The sequence below is a fragment of the Legionella cincinnatiensis genome (assembly GCF_900452415.1).
GTDB lineage: Bacteria > Pseudomonadota > Gammaproteobacteria > Legionellales > Legionellaceae > Legionella > Legionella cincinnatiensis.
This window is the reverse complement of sequence record NZ_UGNX01000001.1, coordinates 1,535,296-1,553,432: the sequence shown is the minus strand read 5'-3', so window position 1 is coordinate 1,553,432 and position 18,137 is coordinate 1,535,296. Positions and strand designations below refer to the sequence as shown.

The window sequence follows — 18,137 nt, the reverse complement described above, 5'->3', positions numbered from 1 at the left end:
AAAATGCCCCTACATTTGAGGGAGAGCCAAAGATGGTTGGCGTATCCTTGAATTTTGATCTCTTGCTTCAAAGAAAAGTGATAACCCAATCAATAGCCAACTCAAAAATATTTTGAGCTGGCTACAATAATTAATCAATAGAGTTGTTTGTAGTTTGCTCTATTGATAGTGATAGGACTTCATCGCTCGTCTTATGGGAAAAAAAGGAGCTATAACATAACAATGGCGAACGTATTTTATTCTTGGGTTCATGTTGAACTTGTTCAACATTGCTGACAGTTTCATTTAGATGAATATCACTGCCCGTTCCTTGTATTTTAGATATCAACATATTAAGCATCTCACTAAAATAAAACAATACATAAGGTACCAAGCCAAGCTCTTCTCTAAACGCGGTGTTAATTGGAGAATCTACTGTATCTCCGATAAGACACTGAGCAACAAGATAGGCCAGTTCCTGTTTGTTGATTTCCTTAAGATAATCTCCTAAAGCCAGAAAATCCTTATTCAGTCCATTGAGGTAAATGAGAGATGTTTCTGAAACTTGAGCATTTTGTATTGTTGTCAATAAGGCTTTAGAAAATGCCTCTCCGTTAAAAACAGCAATCAAAATTTGCGCCAGAATTTTTCCCGTGATACGTTTATCCTCTTCAGTGATTGGAGATAGATTCATTGCTCCAAAATCGAAGTGGGTAATCGTGTTTCCTTGAATTTTGATATTCCCCCCATGACGATCCAAATCGGTATTGAATCCAGCCAAGCGTAAAGAGAGTTGAGTGAGAACCATGGCTTTGGCCAGCGCGGTTTTGTAAGGTGATGCTTTTAAGTCATTGAAATGTTCGCCTGGGGCGATAGTCACTCGCTTAAAGTTATCCCCAGTTTTTTGTAATTGGGTTACCTCATGAGTAAACTTATGAGGCCCAACAACAACCCGGATGTTATGATAGGATTTTACCGCGAGAGCGTTTGCCTGTTCCGCCAATTGCATATTTGTTTCTTCGCGCGCGGAACGTTGTGCTTCATTAACCATATTGGTTATAGGTTTAAGTTCAGGTCTTAATGCGACAATTTTATTTGTAGCCGCGCTCATTATCGTTAACTCGCGCTCCGCTTTTATTGCAGCATGGTCACGTAAGAAAGTATCTGCCACTTTTGTTCCGTCACTTAAGGTGTTAAATACGGTGAGACCAAATGAACCTGCTCCGACCAAGGGACCGATGTGTATAACAGGATTGGGGTTATTCTCACTGTGCTCCAATAATCCACTTTTATCAACATACTCGACTAATTCCCAGCGTAATGGAGGGTCGAACAATGTTTTTGAGGAAGCTATATCTCTTTTTAAATCCTCCGGTGTTTGTGGATGACTGTGAATAGCTTGTAATAATTTACCACCGGCTGGTCCCATATGTGATAAAACCATATTTAATTTTTGACCAAGTGTGCGTTTTGTATCCTGCTCTTCTTGCATCGTTGCCACAAAAAGTGCTGTAGTAAGCAAACGACGTTCTGCTAGTTGAGCGACTCCAAGATAGGCATTGATAATTATTTTGGCGTATTCATTTTCATCCGCTGTATTTTGCTGTAAGACAGGAGTATTTGCTGAGGTGGGAAATACCTCATCAATGAGTTTTTGGATGATATCTAATTGTTGATTTTCCGTACTGCTTAAGGGGAAAAGAAGAGGCTCTAAATAAATAACTCGCATGGTTAAAGAAGAGGCTCTAAAATTTCTATAGTAGTTTTGCAGCTGATCATCAATCAGATCATCAATCGTCTCTTTCGAAAGTTCTAGAAATTTATACTCATATCTAGACTTGATATAGTCGCGTAAGGTGCTCGTAGAACTCTGGTTTAAGGGCTTAGCAAGAAAGTCGAGAAGATGTTGTCTTAAAACTGGATCCTTGTTCGATTCGTTAATGAGCAACTCAATAGCAACTCCTTCATAAGATTTTGCAAGCGCGCTAGCAACCGAATTATGGTTGTAAGTGTCCCTCATAAGAAAAGCAACTTCTTTTTGTGCATTAATTTTGGCTGCTAATGTGCTTAAAATAGTGAGCTGGGATATTCCAACTGTATTTGCTCCAATATCATCTATCACTAATTTAATTCGGGTTAAATAGTCACTACTTCCGTCATCTTTTCCTAAATCAGCCACGATCAAATCCGTGAGTTGCTCAATCGCCCAGCTTCTAAACTCAGGATATGCAATATAACCATCGTATTTTTTATCCAACGCTGATATGCCAATTTTACTTGGAGTAAAGACTTCGGGCTTAAATAAAGCTTTTAGACACTCCAACTGTTTCGAAGCTGGAAGTTTGGGGAGAAGAGTTTTTATTTTTTCATAGGCTTCATTTCTAATTGATGGGATCTCTTGCAATAGATAATGTGCTATTGCAAAACGATAATTTTTTATTAGTTCTTCACAATCATCAATATTAAGAGCACGTTGAACTGTTTTGTGTTTCAGTTGTGTAAAGAACGTATTCATGTTACTGACATACACTTCTTCATTACGGCCTACTCTACTTGATTGATCCAATATAACGAACTCTTGTAAAGTCACTGAGGTTTCAAAATCATAAGCAAGTCGTTCTGCCTCCAAAGCGAGTGTAATTGCCTTATAAACAGGTGTTCCTTTATCTGCAGCTTCAAGATCAGCTACGGTATTAATCGATTGCGGATAATGAGAAAGTATGGAATGAAGAGGAATAGAAAATATATCCTTTAATTTTTTATTGGGGTCTGGGATTATAAAACCTGATGTTTCATTTAAATGAACTAATTTCAAGGCATCAGTCATCACAATTGAAGATATTGGATTCAATATAAATTGAATGAAGGGATGGTTAAGATACCAACCTTTTGGCCTAGAGACAGACTGATAAGACCATTGGTTATCTTTAGGATAAAAATCCATAAACGATAGAAGGGCTTCTCCATCTGTGGGTGTATTATTCTCAAAAAAACCGCTTATTTGCGCTATATAATCTTCGTCTGCGTGAGGAAGAAATGTAGTTAATTCATCAAAAAACTTTCGTGCAAAAGGAGATGCAACGGGAACGACTGAGTAATAGTTAAATATTAATCTTCCATATTGAAGAATAAAACGAGGGAAATCAGTTTTTAGCAATTCCCAGTCAACATTAGAAATAACTTGCTCTTCATAAAGACGTTTATTCTCTGATTCTTGTTGATGAGAAAGTGTTAACGTTTCCAAAGTAGTCTCTGGAGCAAAATGTTTCCAGGGATAAGGAGGGACTAATACTAATCGATCTGTGGCCACACCTTCTTTAGTTCTTACAAATTGCGCCCAAAGCGCTACATTTTCAGAGGATAGCACTGCCCTTTCAATGAATGTAGGAGCATTAGGATTATGAATAATCTTATGTAGCTGGTTTTTCTCATTGTTTTCAATAAATCCTATAATGTTTTTTGCCCAGGGATCTTTATCTATATTCATGCCACTAAGGACTTTTTTTATGTTCTCAGAGTGATCTTCTAAACACCAAAGAACCTGCTTTTGGTATGGGGGATTCCATGAGCCGTGCACGTCTATAGCAGTTTTTACCTCTTGAATACTCGGAGGATAAAATCCTTTAAATATGGAAGGAACTTGATAAGTAACGCTTATTTTTTTGCATAATGCTACAATTTCACTAGCAAAATGCTCTGCCTCTTCCTTCGTTTTGGCGTCATAAAATTGTTCGAGCGATTTTTTTAGGTCTTCCCGCCGGGCAAGATATTGTGAATCTTTACCCCCCTGTATCCAAACATGCTCTAAAGCAACAGTAATTTGACCGTCAATAGGAGAGCCAAAAGGGATTTTTTTAGGGCGGACGATGTTGGGCCATGAGTCCAATATTTTGTATCCCATAGTTACATCAGCTAAGCATTTAAATGCCTCAGATTGATCGGGTTGAGCAAAATCAACCGTTAATTGGTCAATATAACGTGCAATTTCCGCAAGTCTTTCGGCTGAAGTGCTATTTGTGGGTGGATAAATATCATTTAATAAGGTCGTAAGAGCGCCTAGTTTGTCGAGTATCGATAAATTTTCATAACCTATATCATTTAACCCCTTAGCAATGGGAGAAGTATAGGATACATTATTAACGGCTTCTTTGAATTTTTGATCCAATAAAGTAATCGCAGGTATGTTGGTAAGGATTCCATCTCGTTTTAGAGAAGTAATATTAGTTTCCATTGCACGAATACGTGACTTATCTGAAGGATGGGGAGCAGTAACAGTCTGAATTAAACGAGCCCCCTCGTCTATTGAGCCCGCGTGAGTTATATCCTCTATCGTGATAAGGTGCCCTTTATCTCCACCAGCCCGACGCAAAAAGTAAATGACGCCATCAGGGTCGTATCCTGCTTGATGGAGTAAGTTTACACCTAGATTGTCTGCAGCTGTTTCCTCTATTTTGTTTTGATGATCCGCTTCTTGGTGCTCTTTATAAAGTAATAAATGCCCTACTTCATGAGCAATCACACCAGCAAGCTCATCCTCACTTTGAACATTTTTTAAGAGTCCTTTGGTTATAATAAGTACAGGTTGTTTTCCTATAGTAATTATAGAAGCATTTTCATTATCACTTCCAGATAATTGCAATTGGGGCATACAAAGAGTATTTGTCAGTGAATTTTTTTCAAAAATTCTTTGAATGATTGATTCAATTTTTTTTTCAATGAGTTCGGGATATGAATCTACTATTTGCAATTGCTCTTTTAATTCAATGGGTAGCTGTTTCGTTTTAAGCTCTTCATAAGCTTCATTATCATTTCTTGGTATGTAAACTGATAAGTTGGACTTTGGCATAGTTATTTCCTAATTTATGATAACAGGGACTGCTTCAGATCAAGATATCATCCTCAATTTGAAGAGGACTTTAATTGGTCAGCAAGCGGAGACTTCACTTTCGTGTAAAAAATTGCTTTTTATTTAACCATTATCTACTAATAAAATACAATCAGTTATATTTATAAGAGATATTGAATTATTTGATATCGTCTAATGTTATTAGGATTATTACTTATCAACAGCCATTGATCTTCCTTTGAATAGCGTCAACAAGGAGTAATAATGGTAAGAAACGTATCAAAAGAGTTCAAAATTAAAGCTGTTGAATTACTGGAGCAAAGCAGTAAATCATTACGCCAAGTAGCAAGGGAGTTAAGGGTCGCAGAAAATAATATCTATATCTGGCGAAAACACTACAAAGCGCGGAAAAGGATGATAACCCAACAATAAGCATTATCCTTTGTGCAGACAAAGATGAGGCGATGGTTAAATATTCAGTACTCAAAGAAAACAAGCAAATTTTCGCTTCTAAATATAAAGCTGTACTACCAACAGAAAGAGAGTTGGTAACCTTTATTGAACGGGAAAACTACAAAAATTTACTGTAGCAGATTTGTAACAAAGTGTAATATAGCCATAGTGTATTATTAGTCAATTAAATGATTTTTCATTAAGAGGTAAATCTCGAGCTAAAAATGGAAAATTCCTTGGCTATCAACTCTACCCATCATACACTCAAAAATTTCCCATATATGTTGATGAATAGTTTCCTTAAGATTAAGGTTTAATATTTAAATAATCACATATATGCTGAAACGTCATGTGTAAACAAAAAGCATAATTAAATATAAACTTAAAGGCCTGCACATTAATAAGAACTGGTTCGAAATTCTTTTTCTATCAGATGCGTTTTGTTATTAGTAATTTGACCATTGTAATTACCAAATTCCCCCTTCTGCTGAGTTAGCATCCAAATAAAAAGAGAGTCTAAATTATTTCCAGAGGATTGATTAATTTCAATATTATCAAAATATATTTTTGCGGTATAAGTAAACATTTTACTCTCGATATGAAAGTGAATAGGCGCACAATAAGTACGAACCAAGAAAGGTATAATATGATTAAGAAAAATAAGATGATAAAATGTTTATACAGTCCTTTATTATATTATAGGGTCTTAAGGGGATTTAAACAACACATGCTACAATAAGATTGACTTTTAACCTGAAAGAGTAGTAACCTAGTTTCAGCTAGAAAATGTCTATTTTATATTCTCCAAATCGTCGTTTTATTCATTTAATCCCTCGTTCGGTAGTTTTTAATTCTTGACCGGTTTCCGGCTAAATTCGCCTATACAGGCATTTTAATAAACACTTAAGGATACTTATGTCTAAAACAGTAAACGGAGTCGTTAAATGGTTTAACGAATCCAAAGGATTTGGTTTTATTGAGCAAGAAGCCGGCCCAGACGTTTTTGCTCACTTTAAAGAAATTTTAAGTTCTGGCTTTAAAACCCTTACAGAAGGTCAGCGAGTGCAATTCATTGTGACGCAAGGAGCAAAAGGTCTTCAAGCACAAAATATAATAGCTCTTTAATTGAAGTAGTTAATATTATTTAACCACTATATCTCACTGTGGTTGTAGTGGTTACTTTGAGGAAACGACAGTGAGACAAAATAAAATTTATGTAGGCAACTTACCCTTTGGAATTACTGAACAGTCATTACAAGCAGAATTTTCTAAATATGGTAAGATAGACGAGCTTCTTTTAATCAAAGATCGCTTTACAGGCCACATCAAAGGTTTTGGCTTTATAACCTTTAGCTCCCAACAAGAAGCTCAATCCTCTTTAGGTATGAATGGTAAAATGCTGGAAGGACGCCCATTAAAAGTAACTATGGCCCAAGAAAATTACAGTGCACGCAAACGGCATCGATAATTGATACAACTTTTAATATTAAAAGCTTTGGCCAGCACACAGATTATCCTATGTATTTTACCTCAATATATCAAAACTATTTTATTCACAAAGAGTGAGCTGGCAGTATTTATCGAACGAGAGAAAAAATTACTGTGGCAAAAACGTGACGTTCGGCGAGACCACACCTAATACGTATCAATAACAATTAAGCCTCAAAGAGGGAAAGCTTCATGATTCAAATAGAACACACCACTCAACAGCCATCATTCGCTCAACTCCCTCTTCGCCAAGAATTAATAAAGAGCCTTGCTTCTTCAAATTATGAAAATATGACCTCAATTCAAATGCAAAGCCTCCCCATAATTCTTAAAAATGAAGATATTATTGCTCAGGCAAAAACAGGGAGTGGAAAGACGATTGCTTTTGCTTTGTCTTTATTAAATAATTTAAAAATTTCTTTTTTTGCAGTACAAGGCTTAGTTCTTTGCCCTACTCGTGAACTGGCAGAACAAGTAAGCCAAGCCATCCGTCGATTAGCCTGTTTGATGCCTAACGTCAAAATTATTAATTTATCCGGCGGGATACCTATGAAACCGCAGCTTGATTCATTAAGGCATGGAGCTCATATCAGTGTAGGAACACCAGGAAGAATTCTTAAGCATTTAAAAAACGCCTCTTTAGATTTATCTCAGGTAAAAACTTTAGTTTTAGATGAGGCAGACAGAATGCTGGATATGGGTTTTTTTGATGACATTAAAAGCATTATTTCGACTTGTCCCAAACAAAGACAAACTCTACTGTTTTCTGCGACCTATCCCGAAGAAATCAAACAGCTTTCAAAACAATTCATGAGAAATCCAAAAGAAGTTCATGTTGAAACTCCTGCTGATGAAATTGATATTGAACAACATTTTTATGAAGTAACGAAACAAGCTCAGAAATATCCCTTATTAAAATCATTACTGGTGCACTACCGACCTGTATCAACGTTAATCTTCTGTAATACCAAGCAACAAACAATGGAAGTAACAGACCAGCTCATCCACGAAGGCTTCAGTGCCATCGCTTTAAATGGCGATATGGAACAAGTCGATCGGGATCTTGCGGTATTGCGTTTTGCCAACCAAAGTTGTTCTATTCTTGTCGCCACTGATGTTGCAGCGCGAGGACTTGATATAAAGGAACTTTCTGCAGTGATTAATTTTGATCTCGCTTTTGAGCATGACGTCCATATTCATCGTATTGGCCGAACTGGGCGAGCTGGGAGTAAAGGTATTGCCCTAAATATTATAACACCTGCAGATGCACAACGAGTTTGCGTCATTGAAGACAACCTCCCGCACCCCATTAACTGGGGAAACATTAATAAATTAGAAAATAACCATAGTACTCGTTTAGCGCCAGAAATGATTACACTCTGTCTTGCTTCCGGTAAAAAAGATAAAATTCGTCCCGGGGACATCCTTGGAGCATTAACCAAAGATGCAGGATTAGCAGGCAACACAATCGGTAAAATTAATATCACTGCCATGTACTCCTATGTTGCAATCCACCACAGCCAAGCAGACAAAGCGTACCAATACTTACAAAACGGAAAATTAAAAGGACGCAAAGTTAATGTGCATAAAATAAGTTGATTTTCCAAACCATACAAAAACTTAGCCAATAATGGAAATGGCTTACAAATTACTGAAGCACTGAAAATCGGCTGAATATTCCTTTATTATTCAAGCTAATGCAACTAATCAGGCCAATGCCAAGAAGGCATTTCCAAAATCGATTGCCCCAGAATTTTTGTTTGTCCGATTTGTTTCTCAAGTTTTATAAGAGGACATCCCTGATATTGTTTTAAAAGATCAATAAGCGACTTTGCATGCGAAACAACCCAAACTTGTGTTTTCTCCGACACATGAAAAATCAGTTTCGCTAAAGCAGTAGTAAAGCGTTTTTAAAAGAGTAAAGAAAAATTTTGTTTCATGTTAAGATGTGCCTCCTTAAAGATAGATTTACTGCATTGTGATCATTATGAACCCAATCATTGTTCAATTAACTCAAAATCATGGGGGACCACTCCACTATCTCGGAAATAGGTATCTTACTCTTCCAGATTTGACAGGGCATATGTCCCCTGATACTAGCTGGTTAAATGAGCATTTCTCTGTATTATTAGCAAACAATAAGGGCAAAAAATACAAGAAAGCAATTGAGCCTTTTTCAGGCTCTGCCTCTTGGAGCATGGCCGCGATGGAGATAGGTCTTGCAGAAGAATATATTATCAATGACAGCAATAAAATTCTGATTAATACACTTCAATTAATTAGAGACAATCCTACGCGTGTCAAAGCCTCTTATGCTGCCTTAATAGAAAAATATGATGTCTCCCTATCGAAGAAAAATTTTTTTCTTGAAGCAATCGGGAATTACAACCGGGCAACTGATGAAGAAAAAGCATTATTACTCCCTTTTATCATTAATTATTCATGGAGCGGTATCCTTTTTTATGACAAGGAATTGAATATTATCTATCGCGAAGGTGAATTATTTGAAGAAAAAAATGCTAATCGATTTCTTGAACATGCGAATTTGTCGTTGGAAATGTTCTTGAGTGAAATTGACCGAGTATCTAATCTACTTAATGCGAATCAAGTTTCATTCAGCAGTGGTGATTTTATGGAAGTGATTTCGATTGCTGCACCAGGTGATTTTGTGGCACTGAACCCTCCCTATCCAGAGAATGAACACTCCACGTTTGAAAAAGCTGGGATGTATATTGAACTTTATTCGCCTGAAAAACTGCACCAAAATTTAGTTCACATCATTCAACATCTTGAAAGCCAAGGTATTCATTATTACATGACTTATGGGTTTTATAATCCCAAATTCAGAAACTATGTCTTAGTTAATGAAAACCAGCAACCAATTAATTACTTTCGTGTTCTAGGCTATAAGCATTGTGCTTTTGGAATAGGCCTTGATCAGATGTATTTTACCTCCCAATTTTCCATTCCCAAAGGTATAAACATATTCAAAGCAGAGGAAGTTCTGGGTACCCAAGACTTAACACCTGAAGAAGCGCTTGAACAATTTAAGCTGCTTTCCCAAAAATGTTTTGCTGTTATTTATCGAGCCTTTATAAAGCCTGGGCTTGAGATGGAATATCAAAAAGCCTGGCATCAGGTCGCTTCCTATTTTGTACAATATCGCGGTGCATTAGGTTCTTGCCTGCATAAAACTAGCGAAGGTATGTGGCTTGCCTATTCTCGTTGGCCTGATAAAGCGACTCGAGATGCTTCTTGGCCAGGCGACAATGTACCATCCGAGATGTTACCCAATGAAATTAAAAAAGCCGTTATAACCATTCAAGAGTGTATGGATCAAACGCAAAAACTACCCGAAATTACTATGGAAGTTGTCAATGATTTATTGTATACAACCTAATTTTAGAAGGTGTAACTCATGAATCAATCGTATTGGAATTTAAAAGGCAAGAAAGCCCTCATTACTGGCGGCACTCGTGGAATCGGACGAGCAATTGTTGATGAGTTTCTGGAATTAGGTGCAGACATAGTCGTTGTAGCTAAAAATAAAGATAATCTTGAGAAAGTCATTAACAATTGCAATTCAAAGGGTTATCGTGTCACTGGAATCGAAGCAGATCTCAATCAGGAAGCATCTTATTCCGATGTAATCAATTCAATCACCCAAAAATGGGGCGTATTAGATATCCTCATTAATAATGTTGGAATCAACATCAGAAAGCCCGCTCAAGATTACTTGCCTCATGAATTTGAGCAGATAATGCAAACTAATTTAACGTCAACGTTTAAATTGTGCCAATTAGCGTACCCTTTATTAAGAAAATCAGTGCAAGGAAATATTGTTAATATTGCATCTATTTCAGGATTAATTGATGATGCCTCAGGAGCTCCTTACGGGATGAGTAAAGCGGCGATGATTCAATTAGGAAAACATCTTGCAGTAGAATGGGCGCGAGATAACATTAGAATTAATTCTATAGCGCCCTGGTATATTGAAACAGAATTAACTAAACCAGCTTTATCCAATCATGAAAAACTGAATAATATCATTTCAAATACACCAATGCGCCGAGTTGGACAACCTCATGAAGTGGCAACTCTTGCTGCATTTCTATGCATGCCTGCAGCTTCTTATATAACAGGCCAATGCATCGCTGTAGATGGTGGCTTCTTGGCAAATGGTTTTGCAAGGCATGATTAAAATTTGGCAGGATATTTTTTATATTCCTGGGTGGCTGACATTTATTTTACCGCTCAAAGTCAAGTTTGAATCCTAATTTTTTATAAAATTCTATTGCTTGCCACTATCAAGAGGCGTTCTCTGGCAACATACCTTTGCTAATAATAACTGATCGGAATATTTATCATGAACGCTATATCTAATTTACTATTTAAATTTGCAAATGACCAAACTCAGGAAACCCAGAAATAACTATTCCTCTCAGATTGTAACTCCAATTAATAAAAAACTTAGGGATAATTATCTTTTAATAAATTATAATCAGCTAATCTTGATAATACGAAATTATACCAACTTAACGATGAATAATCTGATTGTATTTGATATTGATGGAACACTAATTCATTATATTGATTGCGAAACAACCGCTTATGTAGAGTCCATCAATTCAGTTATAGGAATTGACAAAATAAGTACAAAATGGGACGACTACTCCTACTCCACAGAGTCTGGTATTTTATCAGAAATCTTTTTTCAATCATTGCAAAGAGAACCTAAAAATACTGAGCAATGTTCCATAAAAGATAGGTATATTTCTTATTTATCTGCCTCATTCAAACATAACCCTAACTCTTTAAAATGCATTCCAGGAGCGAGGGATGTTTTTGACATGGCAAAGCAAATTAACTGGGATGTTGCCATAGCCACCGGCGGTTGGTATGAATCAGCTGTAATGAAATTAGATACCGTAGGAATTCCCTATCATAACACGCCTATGGCACATGCAGACGACCATTTTGAAAGAAAAGACATTATTATGACAGCTGTTTCCAGAGCACAGCATTTTTATAACAAAAACAACTATCATAATATCATTTATGTGGGCGACAGATTGTGGGATTTAAAAGCAACACAAGCTCTGAAAATTGATTTTATAGGAGTTGGTGAACATTTAAAAACCATAGAAAATAGAAACTTTTTCCTTGTTGATGATTATGAGTCACATGATTTTCTTAATTACCTAAAAAATTTTGAGTCCCATTACAAAAATAAAGAAAATAAGATTATGGATACAGTCTGATGCAATCTAAGATAAACACTGCAAGCGCATACTTTAATGAAAATTGGCAGCGATACCTGCAAACAGTTAAAAATAATACCCTCTATCACCGGGAAATGTTAGCTGCATTACACCATTTTCTCTCTGAAAACATGGGTGCCCGTGCTTTTTCCTTTGTGGATGTTGGCTGCGGAGATAGCAGTACTGTTGCACCAATATTAACTAATCATGCGATTAAAAAATATATAGGAATTGATGCTGCAAAAGATATTTTAATAATGGCATCACACAATCTTGCTCATCTCAGTTGTGAAAAAGAATTTATTACAGATAATATGATAACCGCTCTTCCAAATTTATCATCTACTGTTGATATCATTTTTACAAGCTATGCAGTTCATCATCTTTCTTTACAAGATAAAATCACTTTTATCGATAATTGTAAACAACAATTAAACTCGACAGGCTTTTTGTTAATGGTTGACGGCGTACTGAATCATAACCAAAATCGTGATGAATGGCTGGATGCTCTAAAGGCTCGAATCGAGGAAACAAATCTCGAGATCACATCCGATGAAGTTGCAACTCGTATGGAGCATCCATATATTGATGATTTTCCAGAATCAATTAAAACATTTAAAAAAATTGCGAAACAACAATCATGGAAAGACTTTCAAATAATAGTAGACAAAGGAATATTTGCTTTTATGGTTTTTGCTAAATAAGGTCATGATTAAATAATACTGCAAAATTTGTTCTAATCGTGCACTGTCAAATGGAATGTATACGAGAGGTGCGATATCGTGTGGAGGTATGGATCAAACAGAAACCGTAGTGCCGGTGCACCATTAATCGAAGCTGTAGAATATGAAAAGATGGCATTGACCCATGTGTCATATTAACTCCCTCTTTCATACAAGAACTAGAACTATTTAGCCTAATATCTCCGTATAGTTGGAATCTCCAAAAGATTTATTCTAATTGCCATTTTAGCAAGATGAAATTGATGGAACTTATTATTTCAATTGGTTGAGCTCTCATAAATTCAATCCTCTCAGTAATCAATCAAATATTAAACAATCCGAAATCATTCAAACCGAGATTATTAGCGAAGCATTGTTAAGAGAAAAAATAAAAGCAGAAAACAATCTTTCTATCTTACAAAAATTACACTGGATGAAACATTTTATCGAAAGGTCAATAAGTCAAGATCTCTCTTAATTGCTCAGGATGCCTTTTTAAAATAATTAATAAAAGGCTTAAAGGCTTAGGAATGGGATTAATTCCTTTTTCATAACGATTAAAAGCATTAACCCCACCGCCAAATAAAGCGCCGGCCTCTTTTTGAGTAAGTCGTAGTTGCTTTCGAATTTGTTGGACCTCTAAAGGAGAAAGTATCCCGTCAATTTTAGATTTATGTGCCTGAATTTCTGCTTGAACCGCTTTGTTGTCCTTTGGGCCGATTATTCCTTCACCACATGAATGACACCAAGTTGCTGGTTGATCAATGATGAAATCATGACCTTTGTATGTATAGGTTACAGGCTTTATATCATGACAAGCAGTTTCTTCCCCGCATATACTACAAGTTTCATATTTCATTTTACTTCTCCTTAAAAGAGAGTATAAGCTCACCACGTGTGCCCACTTGGAATTTGATATACAAATCCACGCCCTTGAAATGAGATTTATAAACATCTTGCCAAGCAAAAAAGCCTTTGTTTTTTGGTGCCATTGATTTATAGAAATCATTCCACTGTAAATTTTGAATAGCATCGACTACATCTTGATCCGTAAATCCTAACATGATTTGTTCTTGTTTAGCTGAGACAGTCATATTTAGCTTGTTGGCGCTATTAAAAGCTTTTTTAATATCATTTAAATGATAGCTTGGTGCGTGTGATTCATTCATGGTCATCTCTTATTGATAACCTTTAAGGTTATTATAGCATAATAAAATATATAAATCACCTTAAAGGTTTTTTATTCATTAACCCTATTTTTCTACTAAAATCAATCAGTATGGCTGTCTCATGTCCAACACTCGTGATCACAAGTCAATACCTTCTTGTAAAGCACTAGTTTCACACCGCTCTCAACAAACATCCAAAATAGAGCATAAGCCCAAATGAGTAAGGCATACATCCAACCAATTGGGGTAATAAACCACCCATAAACTGCAGCTAAAGTTCCAATAATTTGGGTAGATTCAATGGTGAGAAAGAACCAGAGATTAGGCCAAGGGCGCTGCCAGATGGCTCCCGCATTTCGAGTTAAGTAAATAGTCAGATGTCCTGATACCAATAATTTTAAAAATATAAAGGTTTGGATCATTGGCACAGACAGCTCAAAATAGTCTTTAGCAATATAAAATAAGATAAAGGTTTCTATCACCCCTATAATACCGAGGGTTGTACTGATGATTAAAACACGCCGCATATTCCAACGCACTGGAAATGGAGCTACTGGCACATGATCATAGGCAATCATCATAATGGGAAAATCATTTAATATAGCCAACAACACAATCATAATAGCTGTTACAGGATAGAAATTAAATACCACAATACTCATGGAAATAAAGAGTAATATTCGAATTGTTTCGGCGATTCTAAATGTAGCGTAACTGTTCATCCGTTCGAAAATTTTTCTGGCTACGGCTATTGCTTGAGTAATCACCGATAATCCACTCTCAGTCAAAATCAAAGCTGCTGCAGCACGCGCAGCATCAGTGGCACCACCCACAGCAATACCCACATCAGCCTGTTTTAAAGCAGGCGCATCGTTAACGCCATCACCGGTCATTCCTACGATATGATCGATGGATTGCAACAGTTTAACAATTTTAAATTTGTGTTCAGGAAATACTTCAGAAAAACCATCAATTGCTTCAAGTTGCTGGGCGTCCTCTTTCTTGTCCTTAAATAAGGTAGCGACAGAAATAATGTGTTTACCTAGACCAATTTTTCCAGCAATTTCCTTAGCAATAGAGCCGTGATCTCCTGTCAACATTTTTATTTCAAGACCCATCTTTTGCGCAGTTTTAATTGTGTCGACAGTATCGTCCCTTGGAGGATCAAATAAAGCAATAAGCCCAAGATACTTCCATACTCCATTCTTCTCTTTTCTTGCAACACCTAATGCGCGATATCCAGTGACTGCAAGCTTATCCACTTCACGTTCCACTTGTTGCGTAATTCCGGGATTATTAACTAATTCAAGTATCACTTGTGGTGCCCCTTTAGATACCTGAAAAGAATCATGATTGTATTCAATGAGCGCTTCCGAACGCTTATGCTTTGGATCAAAGGGAGTAAAGTGTGCTGTTTTATATTGTTCTAAATGAATGGCTGTGGGAAGCGCTTGAATAATTGCCTCATCAATCACATCATCGGCGTTTCCCTCTGAAGCTAAAGCAGCAGCAAGCAGAAGCTCTTCTTTCCCAGTTGCCTCAATAATAATTGGCTCGCCCATAGTGAGTTGATTTTTCGTCAGTGTTCCTGTTTTATCCGAACACAAAATATCGATACCTGCCATTTCTTCAATGGAGGATAATCGAGAAACAATCGCTTTCATTTTAGCAAGTTGTAATGCACCAACTGCCATCGTTACTGTTAGAACGGCTGGAAGTGCTACAGGAATTGCAGCAATTGTCAAAATTAACGCGAACAGAAGCGTATGTAGAAATGGATCTCCTCTTAAATGAGTCACGATCAAAATAATAACAACTAATATTAAAGTTAGGCAAATGAGAAAGTTTCCGATTTTTAATACTGCTTTTTGAAAATGAGAGGTTGTTTTAGCCGTTTCAACCAGTTTTGCTGTTCGCCCAAAATAGGTATTCATCCCAGTTCCAGTGACAACCCCTGTCATTTCTCCCAGTCGAACAATAGAGCCTGAGTACACTTCATCTCCTACTTTCTTATCTACTGGAAGAGATTCCCCGGTTAAAGTCGATTGATCAACCGTTAAATATTCACCAACTAATAATTTCATATCGGCTGGAATAATATTTCCTAATTTGATTAAAACAATATCCCCCGGCACTAACTCTCGAGCACGAATCGTTTCCCATTTACCATCACGCAGTACACGAGCAGTCAATGCCAATTTGCTTTTTAACGCTTCAATGGCATTATCTGCTTGATATTGTTGCCAAAAACCCACACCAGCATTAAGTGCCAGCATCAAAAAGATAACCCAAAAATCTTCCCAGTGTTGTAAGATTGCAGATAAGAGAAGTGCTGCTTCAATCATCCAGGGAATAGGCCCCCAAAGAAATGATAAAAATTTAACAGCCTTACTTGTTCTCTTTTCCTCAATGGCATTTATGCCATAAGCAGCCTGTCTTTTTTTGATTTCTTGAAAATTTAACCCCTTATTTGCATCTGTAATTAAATCGGATTGATTCATATTAATATCCTTTTAATATTAATCACGCATCACTATTTCTGGTGAACATACGTGCCAGGTGCATCACAAAGAGCACTCAAACCTTTTTCAGAATTACCAAGTGTTGGTGGTTTTATCTGACTTCCTGACTGTTTGGCTATCCATTGTTCCCATTGAGGCCACCATGAACCATCAAAATGCGCTGCCTTTTCTTGCCAAACTTCAGCTGAGAGGTGTTTTTCTCCTTTTTGTTGTTGGCTTATACTGGATGAGTTCGATTAATCGATTTCTATAGATTACTTTATCCGAGGTAACCGCAAGATTGACACCCACTTTAAATTCAGGTGGCACTGATGCTAATCTTTTTTCATGAAATCTTGGACTATTCTGAATTTTATTTCTGGTGCTAGTCATGCCCTATTCCTTGGCCTTAGGATTAAATTGAAGCAATTGTAAGCTTAGCACAATTTCAATTACTCTATAGTTCAATTACCACTTTTAAGGCATGCGTACTAGCTGCTTGTGCAAATGTTTCATAAGCCTCCAAAATCTGTTCAAACTTAAAATGATGGCTAACCAGTAAATTAGGGTCAATTTTGTGAGCGCAAACTGTCTTAAGAAGCATTGGAGTAGTTACTGTGTCAACCAGCCGAGTAGTAATCGTGATATTTTGGGACCAAAGACGTTCCAAATGTAAATCAGCTTTAACTCCATGTACGCCAATATTAGCAATAGTACCACCTGGGGCTATGAGATCTTCACAAAGAACAAACGTCGCAGGAACACCAACAGCTTCAATAGCTGTATCTACACCTTGTCCCTGGGTTATCGCCATAACTTGCTCAACTGCCTTACCATGTTTATTATTTATAATCTGTGTTGCACCCAGCCTTTTAGCGACTGCAAGACGATTATCATCTATATCAATCATAATAATCTGTGAAGGTGAGTAAAACTGTGCAGTAAGCAAAGCAGATAGACCAATTGGCCCAGCTCCAACTATAGCGACAGTATTTCCTGGTTGCACTTTTCCATTTAATACACCACACTCAAATCCTGTAAGTAAAATGTCACTCAACATAACTAATGCATCTTCATTAATATCAGATGGAATTTTATAAAGACTGGTATCAGCCTGTGGTATAAGAACATATTCTGCTTGAGTACCATCAATTTTATTGCCAAGGATCCATCCGCCATGAATACAGTGTGAATACATGCTTCTCCTGCAATAATCACATTTACCACAGCTTGTAATACAAGAAATAAGCACCTTATCGCCAGGCTTAAATGAGGTAACACCTGAGCCAATCTCATCAATCACACCAATTCCTTCATGTCCAAGAATGCGGCCTAAGGAACAAGTTGGCACATCTCCTTTCAGAATATGCAGATCAGTTCCACAAATTGTAGTTTTTTTGATTTTAACAATAGAATCTGTACTTCTTTTAATTGTTGGTTTGGGACGGTCCTCCACACTCTTTTTTCCTGGTCCTTGATATACTAATGCTTTCATAACTAATATCCCTAATTTAATGAGTTTTCCAAGATTTTTGTTTCAGTATTTCAAATGCGTTGTTGAAATAAATTAGTTGTCAAATAACAGCGTTAAGACAATTTTATTCTACTTTAAAGCCACATCGCCATAAATTTTATTAAAGGAGACTCCTTATAGCTCATACCCTGAGGGCAATAGTGATAGGACTCTACTATAACTGCTCAACCTCTTGAGTATAACA

The 18,137-nt window shown here is 36.7% G+C and carries 16 protein-coding genes; 9 read left to right on the top strand and 7 right to left on the bottom strand.

Annotated features, from left to right (window positions below):
- Positions 1-130: 130 nt before the first annotated feature.
- A complete protein-coding gene (locus tag DYH34_RS06825; protein WP_058466141.1) occupies positions 131-4,825 on the bottom strand; it encodes a M48 family metallopeptidase in 4,695 nt (1,564 codons plus the stop codon).
- A gap of 264 nt (positions 4,826-5,089) precedes the next feature.
- On the opposite strand from DYH34_RS06825, the gene DYH34_RS06820 reads away from it, so the two are divergent.
- From DYH34_RS06820 to dbpA, 5 genes are all read left to right on the top strand, one after another.
- Positions 5,090-5,257: a transposase gene (locus DYH34_RS06820; protein ID WP_083502810.1), complete on the top strand. Its 168-nt coding sequence runs from the start codon at positions 5,090-5,092 to the stop codon at positions 5,255-5,257.
- Positions 5,209-5,415, top strand: coding sequence for a PDDEXK nuclease domain-containing protein (locus DYH34_RS06815; protein WP_083502809.1), 207 nt, complete (start codon positions 5,209-5,211; stop codon positions 5,413-5,415). The genes DYH34_RS06820 and DYH34_RS06815 overlap by 49 nt, the downstream gene beginning before the upstream one ends.
- A 778-nt stretch (positions 5,416-6,193) precedes the next feature.
- Positions 6,194-6,403, top strand: coding sequence for a cold-shock protein (locus tag DYH34_RS06805; protein WP_027228556.1), 210 nt, complete (start codon positions 6,194-6,196; stop codon positions 6,401-6,403).
- A gap of 70 nt (positions 6,404-6,473) precedes the next feature.
- Entirely contained in the window at positions 6,474-6,746 is a 273-nt protein-coding gene (locus tag DYH34_RS06800) for an RNA recognition motif domain-containing protein (RefSeq protein WP_058466139.1), read from the top strand.
- A gap of 212 nt (positions 6,747-6,958) precedes the next feature.
- Positions 6,959-8,365, top strand: coding sequence for an ATP-dependent RNA helicase DbpA (gene dbpA, locus DYH34_RS06795; RefSeq protein WP_058466138.1), 1,407 nt, complete (start codon positions 6,959-6,961; stop codon positions 8,363-8,365).
- 104 nt (positions 8,366-8,469) lie between these two features.
- Here dbpA and DYH34_RS17990 read toward each other — a convergent pair whose 3' ends face one another.
- Positions 8,470-8,637, bottom strand: coding sequence for a hypothetical protein (locus tag DYH34_RS17990; RefSeq protein WP_157061469.1), 168 nt, complete (start codon positions 8,635-8,637; stop codon positions 8,470-8,472).
- Positions 8,638-8,753: 116 nt separating this feature from the next.
- On the opposite strand from DYH34_RS17990, the gene DYH34_RS06790 reads away from it, so the two are divergent.
- From DYH34_RS06790 to DYH34_RS06775, 4 genes are all read left to right on the top strand, one after another.
- Complete coding sequence (locus DYH34_RS06790) at positions 8,754-10,166, top strand: DNA adenine methylase (RefSeq protein ID WP_083502807.1); 1,413 nt, start codon at positions 8,754-8,756, stop codon at positions 10,164-10,166.
- A gap of 18 nt (positions 10,167-10,184) precedes the next feature.
- Positions 10,185-10,967: an SDR family oxidoreductase gene (locus DYH34_RS06785; RefSeq protein ID WP_058466137.1), complete on the top strand. Its 783-nt coding sequence runs from the start codon at positions 10,185-10,187 to the stop codon at positions 10,965-10,967.
- A 310-nt stretch (positions 10,968-11,277) separates the two neighbouring features.
- Positions 11,278-12,027 (top strand): HAD family hydrolase, encoded by a 750-nt coding sequence (locus DYH34_RS06780; RefSeq protein WP_162263072.1) that lies wholly within the window; start codon positions 11,278-11,280, stop codon positions 12,025-12,027.
- 95 nt (positions 12,028-12,122) lie between these two features.
- The gene (locus DYH34_RS06775; protein ID WP_238589565.1) at positions 12,123-12,731 is read left to right on the top strand and encodes a class I SAM-dependent methyltransferase; all 609 of its coding nucleotides are present in this window, start codon (positions 12,123-12,125) and stop codon (positions 12,729-12,731) included.
- Positions 12,732-13,203: 472 nt separating this feature from the next.
- On the opposite strand, the gene DYH34_RS06770 is transcribed toward DYH34_RS06775, so the two are convergent.
- From DYH34_RS06770 to DYH34_RS06745, 5 genes are all read right to left on the bottom strand, one after another.
- On the bottom strand, positions 13,204-13,608 hold the full coding sequence (locus tag DYH34_RS06770; protein ID WP_058466134.1) for a type II toxin-antitoxin system MqsA family antitoxin: 405 nt from the start codon (positions 13,606-13,608) through the stop codon (positions 13,204-13,206).
- A gap of 1 nt (position 13,609) precedes the next feature.
- Positions 13,610-13,918 (bottom strand): type II toxin-antitoxin system MqsR family toxin, encoded by a 309-nt coding sequence (locus DYH34_RS06765; RefSeq protein ID WP_058466133.1) that lies wholly within the window; start codon positions 13,916-13,918, stop codon positions 13,610-13,612.
- Between the two features lie 119 nt (positions 13,919-14,037).
- Positions 14,038-16,419, bottom strand: coding sequence for a plasma-membrane proton-efflux P-type ATPase (locus tag DYH34_RS06760; protein ID WP_058466132.1), 2,382 nt, complete (start codon positions 16,417-16,419; stop codon positions 14,038-14,040).
- A gap of 201 nt (positions 16,420-16,620) precedes the next feature.
- Positions 16,621-16,812, bottom strand: a complete 192-nt coding sequence (locus tag DYH34_RS06750; protein ID WP_058466131.1) for a hypothetical protein — start codon at positions 16,810-16,812, stop codon at positions 16,621-16,623.
- Positions 16,813-16,876: 64 nt separating this feature from the next.
- Positions 16,877-17,914 (bottom strand): zinc-dependent alcohol dehydrogenase family protein, encoded by a 1,038-nt coding sequence (locus DYH34_RS06745; RefSeq protein WP_058466130.1) that lies wholly within the window; start codon positions 17,912-17,914, stop codon positions 16,877-16,879.
- Positions 17,915-18,137: the final 223 nt, after the last annotated feature.

What these genes read in the sequence shown, in the direction of transcription:
- DYH34_RS06825 (WP_058466141.1), bottom strand. Translation starts at nt 4,825, where the DNA reads ATGCCAAAGTCCAACTTATCAGTTTACATACCAAGAAATGATAATGAA.
- DYH34_RS06820 (WP_083502810.1), top strand. Translation starts at nt 5,090, where the DNA reads ATGGTAAGAAACGTATCAAAAGAGTTCAAAATTAAAGCTGTTGAATTA.
- DYH34_RS06805 (WP_027228556.1), top strand. Translation starts at nt 6,194, where the DNA reads ATGTCTAAAACAGTAAACGGAGTCGTTAAATGGTTTAACGAATCCAAA.
- dbpA (WP_058466138.1), top strand. Translation starts at nt 6,959, where the DNA reads ATGATTCAAATAGAACACACCACTCAACAGCCATCATTCGCTCAACTC.
- DYH34_RS06790 (WP_083502807.1), top strand. Translation starts at nt 8,754, where the DNA reads ATGAACCCAATCATTGTTCAATTAACTCAAAATCATGGGGGACCACTC.
- DYH34_RS06785 (WP_058466137.1), top strand. Translation starts at nt 10,185, where the DNA reads ATGAATCAATCGTATTGGAATTTAAAAGGCAAGAAAGCCCTCATTACT.
- DYH34_RS06775 (WP_238589565.1), top strand. Translation starts at nt 12,123, where the DNA reads ATGTTAGCTGCATTACACCATTTTCTCTCTGAAAACATGGGTGCCCGT.
- DYH34_RS06770 (WP_058466134.1), bottom strand. Translation starts at nt 13,608, where the DNA reads ATGAAATATGAAACTTGTAGTATATGCGGGGAAGAAACTGCTTGTCAT.
- DYH34_RS06765 (WP_058466133.1), bottom strand. Translation starts at nt 13,918, where the DNA reads ATGAATGAATCACACGCACCAAGCTATCATTTAAATGATATTAAAAAA.
- DYH34_RS06760 (WP_058466132.1), bottom strand. Translation starts at nt 16,419, where the DNA reads ATGAATCAATCCGATTTAATTACAGATGCAAATAAGGGGTTAAATTTT.
- DYH34_RS06750 (WP_058466131.1), bottom strand. Translation starts at nt 16,812, where the DNA reads ATGACTAGCACCAGAAATAAAATTCAGAATAGTCCAAGATTTCATGAA.
- DYH34_RS06745 (WP_058466130.1), bottom strand. Translation starts at nt 17,914, where the DNA reads ATGAAAGCATTAGTATATCAAGGACCAGGAAAAAAGAGTGTGGAGGAC.